The 19,448-nt window shown below is 57.5% G+C and carries 14 protein-coding genes and 1 tRNA gene; 6 read left to right on the top strand and 9 right to left on the bottom strand.

The features are described from left to right. Positions 1-62 precede the first annotated feature (62 nt). From QZR30_RS00730 to QZR30_RS00715, 4 genes are all read right to left on the bottom strand, one after another. Positions 63-136, bottom strand: a tRNA-Gly gene (locus QZR30_RS00730). Between the two features lie 166 nt (positions 137-302). After that, positions 303-1,187, bottom strand: coding sequence for an alpha/beta fold hydrolase (locus tag QZR30_RS00725; RefSeq protein WP_311902845.1), 885 nt, complete (start codon positions 1,185-1,187; stop codon positions 303-305). A 306-nt stretch (positions 1,188-1,493) separates the two neighbouring features. Further along, the gene (locus QZR30_RS00720) at positions 1,494-2,186 is read right to left on the bottom strand and encodes a 16S rRNA pseudouridine(516) synthase (RefSeq protein ID WP_046071401.1); all 693 of its coding nucleotides are present in this window, start codon (positions 2,184-2,186) and stop codon (positions 1,494-1,496) included. After that, complete coding sequence (locus QZR30_RS00715) at positions 2,176-2,388, bottom strand: cysteine-rich CWC family protein (protein ID WP_046071402.1); 213 nt, start codon at positions 2,386-2,388, stop codon at positions 2,176-2,178. The genes QZR30_RS00720 and QZR30_RS00715 overlap by 11 nt, the downstream gene beginning before the upstream one ends. Before the next feature lie 244 nt (positions 2,389-2,632). Between QZR30_RS00715 and QZR30_RS00710 the strand changes: the two genes are divergently transcribed. Together QZR30_RS00710 and QZR30_RS00705 are read left to right on the top strand one after the other, a co-directional pair. After that, positions 2,633-2,992, top strand: coding sequence for a hypothetical protein (locus QZR30_RS00710; protein WP_080944729.1), 360 nt, complete (start codon positions 2,633-2,635; stop codon positions 2,990-2,992). Between the two features lie 153 nt (positions 2,993-3,145). Further along, the gene (locus tag QZR30_RS00705) at positions 3,146-3,637 is read left to right on the top strand and encodes a DUF3757 domain-containing protein (RefSeq protein ID WP_068966582.1); all 492 of its coding nucleotides are present in this window, start codon (positions 3,146-3,148) and stop codon (positions 3,635-3,637) included. On the opposite strand, the gene QZR30_RS00700 is transcribed toward QZR30_RS00705, so the two are convergent. After that, on the bottom strand, positions 3,585-4,697 hold the full coding sequence (locus QZR30_RS00700; RefSeq protein WP_059397095.1) for an enoyl-CoA hydratase/isomerase family protein: 1,113 nt from the start codon (positions 4,695-4,697) through the stop codon (positions 3,585-3,587). The two genes, QZR30_RS00705 and QZR30_RS00700, sit on opposite strands and share 53 nt — an antisense overlap. Positions 4,698-4,833: 136 nt before the next feature. Here QZR30_RS00700 and ung point away from each other — a divergent pair, with 136 nt between their 5' ends. From ung to QZR30_RS00680, 4 genes are all read left to right on the top strand, one after another. Then, positions 4,834-5,526: a uracil-DNA glycosylase gene (gene ung / locus QZR30_RS00695; RefSeq protein ID WP_005785971.1), complete on the top strand. Its 693-nt coding sequence runs from the start codon at positions 4,834-4,836 to the stop codon at positions 5,524-5,526. Positions 5,527-5,754: 228 nt separating this feature from the next. Continuing rightward, a complete protein-coding gene (locus QZR30_RS00690; RefSeq protein WP_059397094.1) occupies positions 5,755-7,785 on the top strand; it encodes a hypothetical protein in 2,031 nt (676 codons plus the stop codon). A gap of 262 nt (positions 7,786-8,047) precedes the next feature. Continuing rightward, positions 8,048-9,985 carry a hypothetical protein gene (locus QZR30_RS00685; protein ID WP_059397093.1) on the top strand — a complete coding sequence of 646 codons (1,938 nt, stop codon included), beginning with the start codon at positions 8,048-8,050 and terminating at the stop codon, positions 9,983-9,985. 183 nt (positions 9,986-10,168) lie between these two features. Continuing rightward, a complete protein-coding gene (locus QZR30_RS00680) occupies positions 10,169-12,457 on the top strand; it encodes an autotransporter outer membrane beta-barrel domain-containing protein (protein ID WP_311902844.1) in 2,289 nt (762 codons plus the stop codon). Between the two features lie 27 nt (positions 12,458-12,484). Here QZR30_RS00680 and QZR30_RS00675 read toward each other — a convergent pair whose 3' ends face one another. The 4 genes from QZR30_RS00675 to QZR30_RS00660 form a co-directional block, all read right to left on the bottom strand. Next, positions 12,485-12,877, bottom strand: a complete 393-nt coding sequence (locus QZR30_RS00675) for a hypothetical protein (RefSeq protein WP_311902843.1) — start codon at positions 12,875-12,877, stop codon at positions 12,485-12,487. A gap of 335 nt (positions 12,878-13,212) precedes the next feature. Further along, on the bottom strand, positions 13,213-16,752 hold the full coding sequence (locus QZR30_RS00670) for a YncE family protein (RefSeq protein ID WP_274358129.1): 3,540 nt from the start codon (positions 16,750-16,752) through the stop codon (positions 13,213-13,215). A gap of 159 nt (positions 16,753-16,911) precedes the next feature. After that, positions 16,912-17,940, bottom strand: coding sequence for an AbrB family transcriptional regulator (locus QZR30_RS00665; RefSeq protein WP_311902842.1), 1,029 nt, complete (start codon positions 17,938-17,940; stop codon positions 16,912-16,914). Further along, positions 17,933-19,447 (bottom strand): tripartite tricarboxylate transporter permease, encoded by a 1,515-nt coding sequence (locus QZR30_RS00660; RefSeq protein ID WP_311902841.1) that lies wholly within the window; start codon positions 19,445-19,447, stop codon positions 17,933-17,935. The genes QZR30_RS00665 and QZR30_RS00660 overlap by 8 nt, the downstream gene beginning before the upstream one ends. Position 19,448 lies beyond the last annotated feature (1 nt).

The raw sequence follows: 19,448 nt of genomic DNA, 5'->3' as shown, positions 1-19,448 counted from the left end.
ACCAAGGGCCGGTTCTTATGCATTCGCGCCAGAACCATCCCGACGCAAGCGCAAAATCTGAGTGGAGCGGGTAGAGGGAATCGAACCCTCAACTAAAGCTTGGGAAGCTTTCGTTTTGCCACTAAACTATACCCGCTCAGAGCGGCTGACTTTGTACCAGATGTCCGCCAGGATTTGAAGTTTTTCTTCGAAAAATGTGCGAGTTGCATGTGGCGAGGGCGCTCGCTCACGCTGGAGTGCGAAGCGCTCCTACAGACAGTGGATCTGCTTCGCACCCCAATCCGTTCCCGTCAGCCTTCATTTCAGATGGCAAACGCCTGCTGGGCATGACCCTGCTGATACCGCAACCTGCTAACCTGCCGCTCCGGTTTCAAGAAGCCCACCACCGCCTCACGGCTGTCCCTACACGCCGCTTTATGCTCCATATCCAGGAAATGCCCCGTCGCCTGGATAGTGCTGAAGCTGCTCTTGGCCACATGCTGGCCAAACAGCTTGGCATCTTCGGCGCTGGTGTATTCGTCCCATTCACCATTCAGGAACAGCACCGGAATGTCGATCTGTCTCGCCGCCTTGAGGTAGCACAGCCGGTCGCTGTTGAGCACGTGGCTGATGTGGAAGTGCATCTGCCCGTATTCGTGCTCGGCCAGGCTGCTGACGTGGCGGTAGTTGAAGCGTTTGAACAGCGACGGCAAGTGTTTGCCGATGGTGCTGTTGACCAAGTGGCCGACGCGGTCGCGGTCGAGGTTGCCGAGGTAGTCGACGCCGCGTTCGAGGTAGTCACGCATGGGGGCGTTGATCACTGGCGAGAATGAGCTGATCACGGCTTTCTCCACGCGGCGAGGCCGGTGCGCCAGGGCGACCAGAGTGGCAGCGCCGCCCCAGGAGAAAGACAGCACGTGCTCGGCGGCGAAATGGTCGAGCAGTTCCAAGAGGATCTGGCCTTCGACTTCCTTGGTCAGCATCTGCTCATGACGATTATGGGTTTTCGAGCGGCCAGCGTAGGGCTGGTCGTACAAAACCACATTGAATTGCGGGTACAGGCTTTTCACGGTTTGAGCGAAGGACGCCGTGGTCGCCATGGAGCCATTGACCAGGACAATGGTCTTTTCAGCTGCGTCCGCGCGATAGAACTCCGTGTACACCCGATACTGCCCCTGTATATCCAGCACAGCGATTTCTGGCCTCATGTCGTAAGACTCCTGGCAAGCGGGTAGTGCGCGCAGATCACTCTGCACGAGCTTTGTGACAGGTAGGCATACGCCTGGAAAATGAGGGCCCCTGTCGGTCCGATGACGGCTGGCCGACGGGTATTGCTAGGGGGGGCTGTTTGCCGTGAAGGCCCGTAGATCAAGGGCGGGCCAGGCAAAATGTTTCTTGGAGGTTATAGGGTGACTCGTCAGTCATAAAACTGGTTGATGCCCTGATTCAAGCAGTACAGTCGGCACGTCGCAAGGTTAAGGACTGATTTTTGGCCATCACCGGCTGAACGGTCGTCAGACTTGTCGGATTTCTTCGTCAGTCAATGGCCGATATTGGCCCGGCGCCAGCGCCGCATCCAGTACCAAAGGCCCCATTCGCTCACGATGCAGTCCGATCACCTTGTTATCAAAATACCCGAACATGCGCTTCACCTGATGGTAGCGTCCTTCGATGATGCTCAACCGCGCCGTTCTTGAACTCAGTCGTTCAAGCTCGGCGGGTTGGGTGGTGAGGTCTTCGAAGGCGAAGTACACACCTGCGGCAAACGTCGCCGCGTACTCCGGGCCGATGTCCTGCTCGGTTTGCACGTAGTAAACCTTGGGCAACTTGGTCTGTGGTTGCGTCAGGCGCCGCGACCACTGGCCGTCGTTGGTGATCAGCATCAGGCCGGTGGTATTGAAGTCCAGGCGTCCGGCGATATGCAGTTCGGCCTTGTCCGGTTCATCCAGCAAGTCCAGGACCGTGGGGTGTTGTGGGTCCGAAGTGGCGCTGACGCAACCCTGGGGTTTGTGCAGCATGAAATAGCGCGCCGGTTTACCCGCCTGCAGTACGGCGTCATCAACGCAGATCAGGCTGAATTCACGCACGTCATGATGGGGATCGCTGACCGCCACGCCATCAACGGTCACCCGGCGCTCCGCAAGCAGCAGGCGCACTTGCTGGCGATTGAACTGCGGCAGGTTGCTGAGGAAACGGTCAACGCGCATTGCGCTGACGCAACTGGTCGTCCACGTGGGCACAGCGCGGGCACAAGCAGGCTTGATTGCGCACTTCATCAGGCAGGGCTTCAAGCACCGCCGGGTCGATGGTGACGTTGTAGCACCAGCAGGCTTGGTCGGCGGTACGTGGGTCGGCCAGGGTGCAGTCGTTGCGGGCACCGCAGGCGGGGCAGAGGGTTGGCGTGGTCATTGGTCGGTTCAGGCAGGCTTCGGGCAGGGTCGCGCAAGTTCTTGCACGATACAGGGCTGCTCAGTCGCGTTCCATCTCCCTGTCCTGAAGACCGGTATTCAATTCGTCTGAAACAGATGTTTCTACTTGTGTCGTCAGCGCACCAGATTCTGTTTTTGATGTCAGATATTTCGTCATTCAGTGAAAGCTGAATGCCGCTTCCCAGCGTCGCTGGAGGAGCTCTTCCGCGGTCCAGGAGGCCGCCATGTATCGACGACTGCTGCTTATCGCTTTGCTCGGCCTGACCCTTTGCGCCTGCGTGCCCTACTACGATGGAGGCTCTACTTACTACCGTTCCGAGGTCTACACCGCACCTGCGCCGGCCTATTACTACGGTGGCCCGCGTTACTCCCCGTATGGGCGCAGTTACTACGCTCCAGCGCCTCGCTACTATGCGCCACCGCCTCGTTATTATTCCGCGCCGCGTTACTACCAGCCCGCGCCGCGTTATTACCCTAGGGCCGGTAACAGGCCCTATCAGAACCAGGGATGGGGCAATCGCTGGGGCAACGGTGGGTATGGACGGGGCTCCGATCACGGAGGTGGTCGCGGCGGCCACCGTTAAATGTTTTGAAAAACAAGCGGCGCCTGATGCGCCGCTTTTTTTAACCGTTTGTCGGTACTGTCAGATTTAACAGCTATCTTTGGGTTTCTAGATGCATTTCACTATGTGAGGCTGTGTATGCCCCGTAGAGAAAATGGGTGAATGGAACCTGCTATGTTCAAACGATTGATGTGTCTTTTCTTAATGATGGGCAGCGTTGCTGCCCTGGCCAGAGCGGAACAAGGTTGCCCTTATCCCTTGATGATCAAGCATGTCGATGAGCATTTTGAAGTCGTGGATAAAAATGTGCTGTGGCAGAGCCAGAAAGTCGAGAGCCGCGATTTTATCGACCGGTTTATCGGCGCCTTATTTACCCCGGGCAAAGGTGAGGAACGGCAAGGCGGCTACATGGACAAATGTATCTATCGAACTGGCGGGGGCGACGTTGTCGCCTTGAGACCAAGCCCGCCTGGCGTTCCGACCAGCATGTCATTGACTGATACGTTGTATTGGCGGCTAGACAAAGATCTATTCGGCCAACCGGTTTATTTGTGTGACGAAGGCCCGCCGGATAACTGCGCCTTCAAGGTAGCCGACAAAAAACGTAAAGCTGTCAAAAGTCGGATAAATCCGCCAGAGGATTCCTACCTTCCCACGCCTTATTGAAGTGCGCCTGCACCACTGCTTCCGGAAGCGTGTTGATATCCGGCCAATGCCAATGAGGCGCCTGGTCCTTGTCGATCAAGCGTGCCCGGACCCCTTCGGCGAATTCCGGGTGACGGCAGCAGTTGAGACTGATGGTGTATTCCATCTGGAACACCTGGGCCAGGGACAGATGGCGGGCACGCTGGATCTGCTCCCAGACCAGATGCGCCGTCAAAGGGCATCCTTCACTGAGGGTTTTGCCGGCGCGCGCCAATAGCGGGTCGCTGTGATCACGCAGCAGGCTCAATGCACGCCAGGCACAGCGTACATCCCCCACATCCAGCCACTCGTCGATCTGCCCGCGGCGTGGCAGCCACTGCGCTTCGGGTTGCTGGCTCTCCGCTTCCTGGGCCAGGGCCTTGAGCAAGCTGTTGAGCTGCATGACGGTCTGTTCCTGCCAGTTCAGTTGCAGCAGGCCATTGAGCAATTCGTCCTGCTGGTCATCACGCAGGAAGCGGTCGGCCAGGCCCAGGTCCAGTGCATCACGACCGTTGATATGGGCACCGGTGAGGCCCAGGAATAACCCGAGCTTGCCAGGCAGGCGGGAAAGAAACCAACTGGCACCGACGTCCGGGTAAAGGCCGATGCTGATTTCGGGCATGGCCAGGCGGCTGGTTGGCGTGACGATGCGCACGGAAGCGCTTTGCAACAGGCCCATGCCGCCGCCCAGCACATAGCCGTGGCCCCAGCAGATCAGCGGCTTGGGGTAGGTGTGCAGGCGGTAATCGAGGCGATATTCGGCAGCAAAAAACTGCGCGGCCAAGGCCGGGACTTCGCCGGGTTGTTCACGGCATTCCTGGGCCAGGCTGCGCACCTCGCCACCGGCGCAAAAGGCTTTGGGCCCATTGCCGCGCAACAGCACGCAGACGATTTGCGGGTCTTTGGCCCAGGCATCCAGGCGGTCGCTCAGCGCGAGGATCATCGGCAGGGAGAGGGCGTTGAGGGTCTTTTCTGCGTCCAGGCTGGCGATGCCAATGCGGGCACCGCCACTGCCGGTCAGTTCTTCGAAGTGCAGGTTCATCGTGACCTCAATCGAGAAGGTGAAGGATGAGTATGATCCCTTCGTGGGAAAGTGCCGGTGGTGTGTCAGATCAATTGACAAGCGGAGTCGGCTTTCCTAGGGTTCGCCTCATTCTTTTTTACAAGACAATTCAACTATGACCGATGGCGACCGTATCAAACTCGAACCCAGCTGGAAACACGCCCTGCGTGATGAGTTCGAGAAGCCCTATATGGCCCAGTTGCGCGAATTCCTGCGTCAGGAACATGCCGCCGGCAAAGAGATCTACCCGCCCGGCCCGTTGATTTTCAACGCTCTCAACTCAACGCCCCTGGACAAGGTAAAGGTCGTGATCCTCGGCCAGGACCCCTATCACGGTCCCGGCCAGGCCCATGGCCTGTGCTTTTCGGTACAACCGGGGGTGCCGGCGCCGCCGTCGCTGGTCAATATCTATAAAGAGCTCAAGCGCGACCTGAACATCGACATCCCCAACCACGGCTACCTGCAAAGCTGGGCCGACCAGGGCGTGCTGATGCTCAACACCACCATGACTGTAGAGCGGGCGAATGCCAATGCCCACGCGGGCAAGGGCTGGCAGTTCTTTACCGATCGGATTATCGAGGTGGTCAGTGAGCATCAGCCCCATCTGGTGTTTCTGCTGTGGGGCGCTCACGCCCAAAGCAAGCAGAAGCTGATCGACGCCACCAAGCATCTGGTGCTGACGTCGGTGCATCCGTCGCCGTTGTCCGCGTATCGCGGGTTTCTGGGATGTGGGCATTTCAGCCGGGCCAATAAGTTTCTTGAGCAAAGCGGTGAGACACCGATTGATTGGGTGTTGCCGCCTGTCTGATACATGCGAGGCGTGCTATGCCGTCTCACATCTGCAATTCGATGATTCGAAAGAATTTTATCGTTCTAGCCAAGCTGAACAAAACTGCACGGGACGCAGCCCCTGTTAGTTCTGACAGTATCCGCTTGGGGGCAAATTGCCTTAACTACTCTCCGTGATCTTTGGATGGGGTCAGTACCCTTTAGGTGGTCGAAGGCCTCAACCTGATAGTCGTCTAGGAGAGTCGATATGTCTGAGTACGATCCGCTTAACCCGCCTTCCAGTCGTGGCACAAAAGCAGGTGTGCTGGTTCTGGATGCACCTGTTGCACCTGATGCATTACCCCTTGAGGCAGATGACCGCGGTCATAAAATACCGGTATTTTTTCAAAGCACAGGGCTGAGGGTTGAAGTGCCTACGTTGTGGCCCGGCAGCAATGTGCTTGATCCTGGGGATATCACTCTTGTCAAGTGGTTTTTTGAGGCCGAGATGTTTGATGAGAAGAGGCTGACGGCGCCTTATGACGCTAGCGACCTGCCTGACGTTGACGCTCTGGTACCCCCCCATCTCATGGACGTACCCGGCCTGCATAGATTGCGCTACGAGGTGATATTAAGAGAATCAAGTGGTAACCCAGGGGAGCTTTCGTTTTCGACAATTCTGGACAGTGACAAGGTCGGGCCAAATAACGGCTTGCGTGGTCCGCGTTTCCAGTTCCCGCAGGTCATCGAAGATGACGGCGTAACGGATGAATATCTGGATAATCCCGCCAACCTGGACAGAGTGACCGCTACCATTGATTTGATATGGCCGGACATACGTTTGGGGGATGTGGTGGAGGCTTCTTTAATACCACTGCCTTTTCTCAAGCCTTTGCGCAAACGTCCACGCCATTTGGACATCGTTGCCACCACCACCATTGTTCAAGCGCACAAGGATGGGGTTCGGCCCATTGAGGTGCATTTCCCGGGCGCTTTTCTTCGCGGTTTGCCCAATCGGGAGTTCAACGCTCAGTACTATTTGAAAGACCGCTCGGGTCGTGAGTCGGGCCCATCACGTACCGCTCCCCTGTTAATCAATCTGACGCCTACGCCCACCGACCTGGATCCTGTTCAAATTCCGCAGTTGAATGATGGGCGTATAGCCCTCAATGACGCCCGTGCTGAAGGCGGGGTATATATGAATATCCTCGAAGTATTCGGCTCCACAGAGGGGGATCGTCTCCTACCGTCATGGGATCTTATACCGCTTGACCCCATCGTTATTTCAGCTTTTCAGGTTTGGCCTATCAGGGTGCCGATTCCGTATTCGGTGTTGGCCAGCGGCGGTTACGAGTTCGTTTCCGGGATTGTGAGGGCAGAATACAGTTGGCAGAGAGGCGTTGCCCCCTCCAGGCCATCGATCACCCGCTTTGCTCCTGTGGATCTGACGGTTGCCGGGCCGGTGAGCCCGAATAACCCAAACCCTATCAACCTATTGCTGGACGTGGTGACAGTGAAGGGGGTAGATGGTGACAACCAATTGACTATCAACGACGAGGGTAAGCCGGTACGCGTGATTACCTCGTTGTATGGCGCGCCCGATGTTGGTCAAACGTTGGAACTGATGGCAGGGAGCTTTCCCGGGCCCATCGCGACCTACACCGTACAAGCGGGAGATAGCGCGGGTCGGGAAATTGAGTGGTTCGTCGACTGGAACATCATCGAGCTTTTAGATACAGGTTGGGTTCCTTTCTTTTACTGGACCTTCAACGGGGTCAACCGGCAACGCGCGCCAGACACACCGGTAATGATCAATACGGTGCCTATCGTTGGGCTCAAACCCCTTGAGTATGTCGGAGTCAACTACGGACCTGGCCCGGACGCTGGGTTTATCAGCTGCCATCTGCGACCTTGGGTAAACGGAGCCGGCGTTAAAATACCCGGGGATCCAACGCTGTTGGACGGCGGTGATGAGGTGATTTTGCACTGGGCCAGTTATGCGCACCCTAATGGTTTCGCCGGCGCTGTCATTCCTGACACCATCAAGTCCTTCAGCCATACGCTGACGGAACAAGAAGCCCGTGAGGGATATGTCTTTCAGGTTCCGTTTGACCCATACATCTTGCTTCCAGGGCTGATCAAGCCACCAGAAGGGCAAACCAACCCTCGGCATGGCTCTGCGGTTGCGCGCTATCAGATCATCAAACCGGCAGGTGCAGGCATGGGGTATTCCGAGCGTAACTTGGTGTTCATCAGATTGATTCGGCCCAACTCACCGCCTTGCGTGTCGGACGATTAGGCGTAGTGGAGAAGGGTGCAGTGTGCTTGTAGTGGAGGAGGTGCTCGTGGTTGCGAGCATCACAGTCGAGCCGCAAGGGGTACTGTCAAGTTTGACAGTTACGCGTTAAAGGGAAATGCCATTAAATGAATGAGAGGCCAGCAGATTTGCCAATTCAGACCTCTGCAGGGTCGGCATACGTTTAGAAAATGACACCCGGGTGTTTAGTCTTACCGTCGTTTTATGCCCGGACAGATACTTATTCTTTTGAGGAGTTTGAATCATGTCCAACACATCCAGTAAACCTGTTAGTCAAGACCCTGTAGGCCCCATGGAAGAGTGGGAAGAACCCGTTCTCGATCCCACATATTTACCTGCTCCGACGATCCCTGGTTTATTGCCGGCCATTGCTGGCGACAACCACCGGAATGTGGTGCCAAGGGCGCTTCAATTGAGCGGACTCAGTCTAAGGGTTGACCTGTGGGACCGTACCGGCTTTTTTAATGACTTCGATATACTCACCGTCTCTGTGAATGGCCGGCCGGTACATATTGAGACCTACGACGCAGCTGTCACTTTACCTGATCCGGTAATTGTGGATTTGGGCCCCAAGTCGGCCTTGCAAACCAACGGTGTCAAAGACATCAGCGTTCATGTGCTCAACCTCAGCGACAATGACGTTAATTACAACATCAATCGGGTTTACGTAGATGCGCAGGACCCTAACTATGGCAGTCAACCTTCGAGGGTCATGATAGAAGATTACGGCACCGAACTGACCCCAGCCTTTCTCGTGGGTAAAGCGGGTTTGGAATTCACCATTCCCACGCCGGCAGACCGGCGTGGCGGTGATACTTATCGAGTACTTGTGGGAAGTAATATAGTTGCGATCGAGGATGACGTGCCGGTGACAGGCGACATTACTGGTCATATTCCAACTGCAACGATTCTTGAGCGGTCAGGTTCGATAGACGTGAGATATAACCTGGCTGATCGGTCTGGCAACACGACTACGTTGTCTATTCCAAACTACGTACAAGTGAGTCTGAACGAAGCGCCCGTGTTTGGTCCCGTCAGTGTGTTGGAAGAGCCATTGGTTGATAAAGCAGAGGCCCGTAACGGCGCAACGGTGCGGTTGGAAAGCCTGACCGGCCATTTGCAGAACGACACTCTGGTCGTGTTATGGGGGACTATTGAGATCTATCGTCAATCTGTTGGCATGCCCGTTTTCCCAATTGACATCCCTGCACGTTTTGCAGCTATTGCGGCAGGCGGGAATTTCTATACGGCGGATATCAAAGTCATGATTGAGCGCCAAGGCAGCCCCACTTACAACGCAGCTGTGGTGCAAGTGGATGTCGACCTGCGTGAGCCCGGTGGGCAAAACCCTGGCGAAGGCCCTGTAGACACAAACTTGGCACAGCCCGTTCTGCTCGGTGGGGGCCCCGACCCCAAACCCGATAACCGCCTCTCCGAGAAAGATCGCAACTTCGATGCCACCGTCACTTTCACCCTACCACCGGGGCTGGAAGTGGGTGATTTCATTGACTATGTCTATGGGGGGGATGTCGTTGGGACTTACCCGGTAACCGGGGCGGAAGCGCCCGATTTTCCGGTGCCTTTTACCGTGCCGTGGGCCACTATCGATGCCAAGGGCAATGGCACCATTGAAACTCACTGCGTTATTCGGGATGCCATCAACTATAAGCATTCTCCGAATCAAGATGTTGTCGTGGAGATCTTCAACATCGGTAGCCTCACGCCTGTGACCTTTGAAAATGCCACGGTTATTACAGGCAACCCGAACTTCACCTATGCCATTAACTGTGCTCGGCAGCCTTGGCTAGGTGTGCCTGTCAAGATTCTGGATCCCGGGCTCCTCTTGGTTGGCGACAAAGTGATCATCGAGGCTGTCAGATACGCGTTCAACGCTCCTGGCGCGCCTGTCGGTACGCCCATAGAGACCTCTGAATTCGAGCTCAACAGTGAGCATGTCAATCTTGGCTTGACCGTCCCGCTGGATTTGAAGGTCTGGCTTCAAGACGTCACAGGCAATAATGGCCGAGGCATCGTCGGTGTGCGTTGGAGGCTTCTGCGCCCCTCCACGGGAGACCGGGGCAGGTCCGACGAGGTGAGGGCAGCCTGGGATCTGGTTGGTTCGGGAGGCAACATTCCTGGCTATTGTGTTCCGGGTGCGTCGCGCGTCAAAGGTACGCTTTGATTGATTGTCGGGGCCCCACCCTCTCGCTTGAGAGGGTGGGGTTTTTTATTGAGTTTTGTACCTTAAGGAAAGTCCTACGCTCTTTGGGAACTCACGTTATTAGTCTCTGCACCGTGGAAAACGGAAACCTCTTCGATACGGGTTCCGGGTTCGAACTGGTACTTAATTCTGAGGCTACACAACATGATTTCTCCTGCTTCCCAGCGTTTTCGTTATTCGCGTTTATCATCGATCATCAAGCTCGTAGCCGCCGCACCGTTATGCCTGTTGAGTCAACAGGCAATGTCGACAATTGTGGTGGACGGAACGGTGGGCAGCGGCAAATATGACGTCCGCCCGGGGGCCGCAGCCAGCGACTATCTGGCCCAAAAAGGTGCGACGCTGACTGTTCACAAGAACGCCAACGTTAAAGAAATACGTGCGACGAGCGGGTCGACCTTGACGTTGACAGGAGCCAACGTGAGTTCTGTCCATGGCTCCCAGGCGGCTATTGCGCTCAGCAATTCAAGCGCCACTATTTCCGACGCGCGCATTACCAGCCACACCAGTGGCGGCTTGAATGTGGCTCGCCAGGTGGGCACGCCCACGGGGTCCTACGCACAAGTCGACAATAGTGAAATCACTGGAGCGACCTATGGGGCCAACGTCACGTCCCATAGCCTTCTGGAGTTGAACAACTCTGTGCTGGTGGGCCAACGCCAGCAAGGGTTGAGGCTCCTGGGAGGGGCCGCAATCGCCACTGACAGCGAAATTACCGGTGGTACCACGGGCGTTGTGATGTCCCTTGAAAGTGCAACTGCCCTTGAGTCGCCTCACCTGATACTCGACGGTTCGCGTGTGACGGGCCTCGATGGCCCCGCGATTAATGTACTGGGGCCGATCACGGCTGAAATCGACGTGACCAATGGTTCGTCCCTGCAGGGTCAGAACGGTAACATGCTCGAGCTGACCCAGGGCGGCTCGGCCAACATGCGCGTGCGCTTCAGCGAGTTGGCTGGCAATATTCAGGTGGGTGCCGACAGCGCGTTGGACCTTAACCTGGACCACGCAATTCTGACGGGTGATGTCATCAACAACGGCGGCAGCGCCAGCGTCGGCCTGAATAATGGCTCGGTGCTCACCGGCCGCCTGGAAAACGTCGACACACTGGCGATCAACAGCGACGCCACCTGGGTCATGGTCGACGACCAGCATGTGGGCGATCTGCTCCTGGCCGGCGGTAACGTCAAGTTCGGCGACACCGGCACGTTCTACAAATTGGACGTGGACAACCTGTCGGGTAATGGCACGTTCGTCATGAGCGTGGATTTCGCTACCTTGACCGGCGACTTCCTGAATGTCACCGGCACGTCCTCGGGTGACCATCAGTTGTTGATCACCAGCACCGGTGCAGACCCGTTGTCGGAAGATCGCTTGCATGTCGTGCACACCGAAGACGGCGGCGCCAAGTTCAGCCTGGTGGGTGAACGGGTGGACGTGGGTACATACTCCTACAGCCTGGTTGACGACAACGAAGGCAAGGATTGGTTGCTCGATCCGGGCAGCAAGGTGATCAGCCCGAGCACCAACTCCGTGCTGGCCCTGGCCAACGCGGCGCCGAGTGTGTTGTACGGTGAAATGACCAACTTGCGCACCCGCATGGGTGAGCTGCGCCACAGCGATGGTCAATCGACCGGGTTGTGGAGCCGCGCCTATGGCAACAAATTTGAAGTGAACAACAGCGATAAAGGCATGCAGTACAACCAGACCCAGCGTGGTTTCACCCTGGGTGCCGATGTGCCGTTGACCGGCGGTGATGGCCAATGGCTGGCGGGCTTCATGGCCGGTCACAGCACCTCGGACCTGGACCTGAGCCGCGGCAGCAAGGCCACCGTCGACAGCTACTACGTGGGCGGCTATGCAACCTGGCTGGATGCAGAGAGCGGCTTGTACTTTGACGGTGTGCTCAAGTTCAACCGCTTGCACAACGAGTCAGACGTTGCCATGAGCGACGGCAAGAAAGCCAAGGGCAACTACACGCAAAATGCGGTCACGGCTTCGGCTGAAGTGGGGCGTAATATCAAGCTGGATGACGGTTACTTCGTCGAGCCATACGGCCAATTGGCCACGGCGATCATCCAGCGCCAGAGCTATGAGCTGGACAACGGCCTGCAAGCCGAAGGCGCACGTACGGCCTCGGTGGTGGGTAAGCTGGGCGTGACCGCCGGGCGTGACATCCAGTTGGACAGCGGCAGCGTGTTGCAGCCGTACCTGCGTACGGCGGTGGCCCATGAGTTCAACCAGAGCAACAAGGTGTCCGTCAATGGCAACAGCTTCAACAACGACCTGTCGGGTTCGCGGGTTGAGATGGCGGCCGGTATCGCCATGGCGGTGTCGAAGAATTGGAAGGTGCATGCCGATGTGGAACGTAGCATGGGCAAGAGCATTGACCAGCCTTGGGGGGTGAATGTGGGGTTGCGTTACGATTTTTAAGGATGTGAACGTCTGACGTGTAACCCACTAAAAAGCCCCGGATCGCAAGATCCGGGGCTTTTTATTGAGTTGGCACCGGGGGCGAGCTAAAACACCACCAAACACACGGAATCGTACCGTACCGTCTGGCAGGCGGGACGCGCATATGTGCAGGGGGATTGGTTTTTCCTCGCGCGCTTGCTGTTCGGTAACGGTGTGGAAGTCGACCGGGACCAGCAGATCGTTGCAGAACAGCTCAATGAAATCACCTTCAAGCTGGCCTGCATAGGCGCGCAAGCTGCAAATCAAGCCTGCGCTACCGTGGCCCTCCAGTAATTGTTGGTACACGCCATCGGAGAACCCTACCGCCGGCGTGGTCAAACCGGGAATGTAAGGCGCTAGCTGCGAGACAGGAGGGAGGTTGCTCAGGGCGGGTTCCATGATCAGGACCTCGTAGTAGGACGCGGCACCGCGACGGGAGGGAGCATCAGGGATTGAACGCAGGGTGGAGGGCGGATGAATAGCTGTGAGAATGGACAGTGCCCACGAGTGGTATGGTGCACTGAGGCTGCCTGAATCGGTGCCCCCAAACTTGCGTCGAGCAGATATATTCGCGCTTTCCTACGAGTCGAAGCGGCCGCGTGACTCTTCTGCCGGGCTGGCTGCAAGCACTGAAAATGCGAATAAGCGCTGATTAGTAGCGAATAAAGCGCAAACAGGTTCATCTGAGAGATAAACCTGTTTGCGTTACTTCTGGCTTAAGTTGCCCTGGGTCGTCAAAGTTGAACGATAAACACCGTATTGGCATTGTAGTTGCTGACTAACGCATATGATCCATCGGGGGCAATGGCGATGCTTGTTGGGTAGACGAACCCCGTCATGGTTCTGATGACTTCCTCTTTGTCGATGTCAATGATTGCTACTGAGTTTGAGGTGTTCATCGTTACGTAAGCCAGCCGGCGTGTGGGATGAAAGGCTATACCGAATGCGCCGGTTAGGTTGGGTATGGTGTTGCTGATTAAGTTGGTGCGCGCGTCGACGATTTTCACGTTGGCCGCACTTTGGTCTGTCACATAGATTTTTTGCGCATAAGGGCTGTATGCCAGTCGCCAGGCATAACTGAAACCTGTAAGTGTCGACAGCTGAGTATTGGTAGCCGTGTCGATAATGCCCATCGCATTATAGGCTGCAGAGTATAGACGTGTGCCCTGTGGAGCCAGCGTAAAGTCCGCAGGGTAATAGGTGTATTCCGACTGGATTATGCTGTCGTTCGATGTGTCAATAACTTGTAATGAGCTGTAGTAGCTACTGCCATAGTAAAGGCGTGAGCCGTCAAGATTAAATGTCAAGGCGCCATATCCATAACGGGAAAGGCCAGTAATTTTATTGATGATTTTATTGTCACTTGTATCGATTATTTGAATTTCGCCATGGTAGTATCCACTTGTGTACAGGCGTGACCCATCTGGATGAAGCACCAATCCATTTGTGTAAGTATTAGTCGGAAGAGTAATGGTGTCCGACAGGCTGAATGTCGTCAGATCAATCACGGATATCGTGCTGGTATTGTAATTGGCAACATAAGCCACGGTGCCCTCTGCATTAATGACAATGCGGTCCGGGGCGCCGCCTACGTTGATGCTGTCTACAACGCCCGGTTGCTTCCTGATTCTGTAACTTGCAGGCACCAACCGTTGCGCTGTCACCCGCCCGCCCCCATCCAGCGATACATACGCCTTGAGGTCCAGCGGGCTGCCATCGGCGAGTCTTCTCAGGTAACTGGCCGGAATAGGTGTCAGGATGCGCTCGGCGGCAAACTCGGCGGGCGTCAGCGGGGTACCGTTGCGCAACACTTGATTCACTGTGCCCTCGGCGTCAATCCACACCGATTGCGGGTTCTCAGGGTCGTAGCGCAAAAACGGCCAGGCATCGATCCGAACATCATGTGCCTTGGTGACGTCAATCACCCCGCCATTGGTCTCGGCCTGCGGCACACTCACCAAGTCCCAATACTGCGCCTCCAGCGCCTCGATCTCGAGCGTCAGTTCCCTGGACGGTTCACGCTTGTGGTCACGGATCACCTCGTAGAACACCCGGCAACTTTGCGCCAGGTTGGCGCCCACAAACACGTTGGGCACGGTGAAATCGACATAGTCTCCACCGGGCGCAGGTATGCCAGGCTTGATGCCGATAACCGGTGTGCCGAGCTCCGGTTTGCCGATGACGTACACCTCGATGTCATCGCTTGCCAGCATCGGGCGATAACGTACGCGCACGGTCACCACGCCCGACTGCAGCACATGCGCAGGGTTCAGGCGGCTCAGGGTCGGCGTGATCTGCGTGCTTTCGAGCACTTCGGGGACGGGCAGGTCGAGGGCCGCGCCGACGCGGATCGTCAGGGCCTCGGAAAGCATGTCACGCTGCCCCGGTTTTACCACGGTGTAGTACAAACTTTGGGTGCCATTGAGGTTGGCGGTGACGTAGAGCCGAGCAACCACGAAGGGCAGGTCGACACCGAGCCAGTTTTCGTCGATCTCGAATTCCATCCGCGGGGCGCTACCGCCAGGGGCACTGCCTTCGGCGTACAGGTACACCGTGGCGCCCAAGGTGAAGGCGGGATGAGCCTTGACCGTGACATTCAGGTTGCCGCGGTTCTTGTCCGGGTCGAACACATGGTCCGGTGGCACTGCTTCGCGTGTGATGGGCGCTGGCAGGATGGCTCGCAGGCCTCCCACGTACAGGTTCAGCCGACGTGACGGTGGCCCGCCGTTGACGGTGTAGTGCAGCGAGAGCGAGCCGCCTTCCAACTGGGCGATTTCGCCATTGGGCCCGTTGGGTAGCTCTAGGACTATATCGTTCTGGCCGGCGCGGGCCGTGTGCTCGGCATAGTAGGACCGACCATTGGCGTAGGTGCCGTTGAGCACCAGCAAAACGCGAGCGTTGGCAGGGTAGCCGGTAAGGGCCCTGATGAACACCGTCACTGGGTCGGTGGCTGCGGGCAGGTTTCCACCTACGGCCTCGAGCACGATAGGTGGCGCCAGGCCGGCCTCGACGGGGGTACCGGTGATATCCACCGACCTGTCGAGGGAGTTGCGTGGTAATGCGTTGAGGCGAAGCCGTTGATAGGTCAATTGGACGCGCCCATCGATCAACGGCAGGATATCGGCGTAGGGCCAGCGGATGCGCTGGGCGCGAGTGGTGGAGTCAATAGGGTGGTCGTAAAAGGTGGTAATCAACTGGCTGCCTTCAGTGCGCCCGGAGACTTTCAGGCGTAGTACGTCACCGAGTTCATAGCCCTGGCGGTTCACCTCAACCACAATGGTTGCATCGTTGCCGTCAAGGTCATCAGCATCGAGCAGATCGTTTTGGCCTGGCCGCTCGATGGATTCTGCGATGTAAGGGGCCGGTAAAAGCGGTTCTGCACCCGTGTTGCGCCGTACCTCGATGACTTGAGGTGGGGAAAATCCTTGGGAGTGGTTGCCGACCTCGTCCACCACTTCGTATTCGCACACGTGCACGCCGTCACCCACCTTATCCCAAGTGCCGGTGTTGACGTTGATGATGATCGGGGCTTCGCCCGCCGCCTCGAATTCAGTCACGGGGTGTTTGACAACGACCCCCCCGAGGCTCAGGCGAATTTCATCACGAACCTTGCGATGATTGACCCTGGGGAGGTTTGTGTTAACCGGGTAATAGCCGATGGATACGGGGATGGGGTTTATGGAGTTTTCCGACGTGACGCCGAAGTCGATTACATCCTGAGGAAATACGGGCTTGGGCAGGTTCTCGTTTTGCGGGGTGCTGGCCACCGGGTTACGCCCACCTGGGAACTCGATATCGACCTTGATATTGAAGGGTTTGGTTTGGTCGCTGCCTCCACCGACGTGGGTCACAAAGGCCTGCAGTGTATTGCCGGCCTCACGGATAAAGCGTTCGCTGGCCACATGCAGGACAATTTGCAGGCCCTGGCGGGCCTCATCCTCGGTTACGGTATGAAAGTCAACGCGAACACCATTTAATTTCAGCTCGATGAAGTCCCTGTCAACCTGCTCAAGATAAGGCAGCAGGATACAGGTCACGCCTTTGTCACTGACCTCCAGCGCCGCTCGGTTAAAGCCACCATCGAAGCCGACCACCGGATTGCTCAGAGTGGGCAGGTACAGGGGCAAGTCCGCGAAGGGAGTATTGCGAAAGGACTGTGACGTCAAGATGGCGTCGTCGGGTTGGGCAATGGTGAAGCCTTCAGGGCGCAAAGAGGCGGGCTGAACGGAAATGGGTGAGCGATCGGGGTGCTGGGTATCCTGGTCGATAGTCATGAAGAAGGTCCTGTCAGAGCCGTTGAGGGGCGTGCCCGAACTGGTTGGGCTGAGCATCACTCGGTTGATTCAACGCTGTGACGAGGGCGAGAGATAGCTGTGAGAATTGACAGTGCCGACGAATGGTAAGGGCCTGGGGCGACCCAAGCCAAAGCAAGATCAGGCCTGCCGATTCCAATGCCTGAACAACGGCTCCGCCAGAAACAACACAAACAACAAGCGCATCACCTGCATCGCCGTCACCAACGGCACCGACAATTGCAGGGTCTCTGCCGTCAGGCTCATCTCGGCGATGCCACCGGGCATCATGCCCAGCGTCAGTGAGCGCAGGTCCAGGTGGGTCAGCGCACTCAACCCTACCGCTGCCAAAGTGGCGAGCGCCATGGTCAAGGCCGTGCCAATCAAGGTGCGGCCCATGAACGCCGGTGCGCTGCGGAAGAACTGCCGATTGAAGTGGCAGCCCAAACCGCTGCCGATCAGCCATTGGCCGATCTGGCTGCCGCCGTCGGGCAGGCCAATGTGTAAATCCCAGGTCACGCTGGCGATGGCACTCACCAGCAATGGCCCGAACAACCAGGGATTGGGTTGGCGCAAACGCTGCCAGCCCCAGGCAACCAGCGCGCCTATCGGAAACAGCAGGGCCAGCCACGTCCAGTCCACAGGCGCCGGGTGAAACTGCGGTGTACCGCCACCCAGCAAATACTTGAAGATCGCCGGCACACACAACACCACCACCAGCACACGCAGGCTTTGTCCTGCCGCCACCCGACTAAGTATTGCGCCGTTGCGGGCGCCGAGGTTGACCATCTCCCCGGAGCCGCCCGGCATACTGGAGAAAAACGCCGTGGCGCGGTCTTCACCGCTGCGGCGCATCAACCACACGCCGACCACGCTCGACAAACTGGTGACCAGAGCACCGAAAAAGATCAGGCCGAAGTGGCTCATCACTTGCTCGATCACCAGCGGGGTGAAGTGCAAGCCAATGCCGATGCCCACTACCCATTGGCCGCATTTGCGCCCGCCGAGAATCTCCGCCAATTGCCAGGGCGTGAGGCAGCGCACCAGGATGATCGCCAGCAACGAGCCGACCATATACGGCAAAGGCCAGCCGACCAGGCTGGCCAGGTAACCGCCGGCCAGGCCGACCAGCGGTGTTCCCCACCAATGTTTGAAGGTGACCTCAGACATCGGCCACGGCACGACGCTGCAGGGCTCGTTTGCGATAGATGCGAATCAGCGGGAACATCAGCATCAGCGCTGTCAGTACCCATACGCCAAAGGTGATCGGGCTCGACCAGAGGATGTCCAGTGCACCGTTGGAAATCGACAGTGCACGGCGCAAGTTCTGTTCCATCAGGCCGCCGAGGATAAAGCCCAACAACACTGGCGAAAGCGGGAAATCCAGCTTGCGCAGGATGTAGCCGAAGATACCGATGCCGACCATCAGGAACAGATCGAAGGTGGTGGCGTGCACCGCATACACGCCAATGGCGGTAATGATCGCGATCACCGGCACCAGCGCCCAGTTCGGCACAGCGAGGATGCGGGTGAAGATGCGGATCATCGGGATATTGAGGATCACCAGCATGATGTTGGCGATAAACAACGACGCGATCAGGCCCCAGACGATGTCCGGTTGCTGTTGAAACAGCAGCGGCCCCGGGGTGATGTTGTACAGCGACAGGGCGCCGATCATCACCGCCGTGGTGCCCGAACCTGGAACGCCGAGCGTCAGCATCGGCACCAATGCGCCACAGGCGGATGCCCCGATGGCGGTTTCCGGTGCCGCCAGACCGCGCATATCGCCCTGGCCGAACTTGCCGCCGGCACCGGCCAGGCGTTTTTCGGTCATGTAGGCAACGGCGGACGCCAGGGTTGCACCGGCGCCCGGCAATACACCCATGATGAAACCGAGCAAGCCGCAGCGGACGTTAACCACGAACACCGCACCCGCTTCCTTCAGGTTGAACATCATGCGCCCGGTGGCCTTGACTGCTTCCTGACCACGGTGGGTTTTTTCCAGCAGCAACAGGATCTCGCTGATGGAAAACAGGCCCAGCACCAGCACCACAAACTGAATGCCATCGGTAAGGTGGATGTTGTCGCCGGTAAAACGGTACACGCCGCTGTTGGCATCGATGCCGACTGCCGAGAGGAACAACCCGATCAGCGCCGCCACGAAAGTCTTCAACGGCTTGTCACCGGCCATGCCGCCGAGGCAGACAATCGCGAACACCATCAGTACAAAATACTCTGCCGGCCCGAAGGCAATCGCCCATTTGGCCAACAGCGGGGCAAACAGCACCATGCCGCAGGTGGCAATAAATGCACCGATGAAAGAGCTCCACGCCGACAACGACAGCGCCACACCTGCCAGACCTTTGCGGGCCATCGGGTAACCGTCAAGGGTGGTCATCACGGTGGAGGCTTCTCCAGGGATGTTGAGCAGGATTGAACTGATACGGCCGCCGTATTCGCAACCCAGGTACACCGCCGCAAGCAGGATCAATGCCGACTCCGGTGGCAGGCCCAGGGCAAATGCGATGGGGATCAGCAGCGCTACGCCGTTGATGGGGCCCAGGCCCGGCAGCAGGCCGACCACGGTGCCGATCAGGGTGCCGCATAATGCGGTCACCAGGTTATAGGGGCTCAGCGCGACGCCGAAACCCTGGCCCAAATAGCCAAAGGTATCCATA

The organism is Pseudomonas sp. rhizo25 (assembly GCF_031931935.1).
GTDB classification, from domain to species: Bacteria; Pseudomonadota; Gammaproteobacteria; order Pseudomonadales; family Pseudomonadaceae; genus Aquipseudomonas; species Aquipseudomonas synxantha.
The sequence above is the reverse complement of the archived record's forward strand: the minus strand, read 5'-3'. Positions and strand labels throughout refer to the sequence as shown.

Bases quoted from the DNA above. Each gene is read 5' to 3' on its own strand.
- QZR30_RS00685 (WP_059397093.1), top strand. From the start codon at position 8,048: ATGTCCAACACATCCAGTAAACCTGTTAGTCAAGACCCTGTAGGCCCC.
- QZR30_RS00690 (WP_059397094.1), top strand. From the start codon at position 5,755: ATGTCTGAGTACGATCCGCTTAACCCGCCTTCCAGTCGTGGCACAAAA.
- QZR30_RS00700 (WP_059397095.1), bottom strand. From the start codon at position 4,697: ATGAACCTGCACTTCGAAGAACTGACCGGCAGTGGCGGTGCCCGCATT.
- ung (WP_005785971.1), top strand. From the start codon at position 4,834: ATGACCGATGGCGACCGTATCAAACTCGAACCCAGCTGGAAACACGCC.
- QZR30_RS00660 (WP_311902841.1), bottom strand. From the start codon at position 19,447: ATGGATACCTTTGGCTATTTGGGCCAGGGTTTCGGCGTCGCGCTGAGC.
- QZR30_RS00705 (WP_068966582.1), top strand. From the start codon at position 3,146: ATGTTCAAACGATTGATGTGTCTTTTCTTAATGATGGGCAGCGTTGCT.
- QZR30_RS00670 (WP_274358129.1), bottom strand. From the start codon at position 16,752: ATGACTATCGACCAGGATACCCAGCACCCCGATCGCTCACCCATTTCC.
- QZR30_RS00680 (WP_311902844.1), top strand. From the start codon at position 10,169: ATGATTTCTCCTGCTTCCCAGCGTTTTCGTTATTCGCGTTTATCATCG.
- QZR30_RS00715 (WP_046071402.1), bottom strand. From the start codon at position 2,388: ATGACCACGCCAACCCTCTGCCCCGCCTGCGGTGCCCGCAACGACTGC.
- QZR30_RS00665 (WP_311902842.1), bottom strand. From the start codon at position 17,940: ATGTCTGAGGTCACCTTCAAACATTGGTGGGGAACACCGCTGGTCGGC.
- QZR30_RS00675 (WP_311902843.1), bottom strand. From the start codon at position 12,877: ATGGAACCCGCCCTGAGCAACCTCCCTCCTGTCTCGCAGCTAGCGCCT.
- QZR30_RS00725 (WP_311902845.1), bottom strand. From the start codon at position 1,187: ATGAGGCCAGAAATCGCTGTGCTGGATATACAGGGGCAGTATCGGGTG.
- QZR30_RS00710 (WP_080944729.1), top strand. From the start codon at position 2,633: ATGTATCGACGACTGCTGCTTATCGCTTTGCTCGGCCTGACCCTTTGC.
- QZR30_RS00720 (WP_046071401.1), bottom strand. From the start codon at position 2,186: ATGCGCGTTGACCGTTTCCTCAGCAACCTGCCGCAGTTCAATCGCCAG.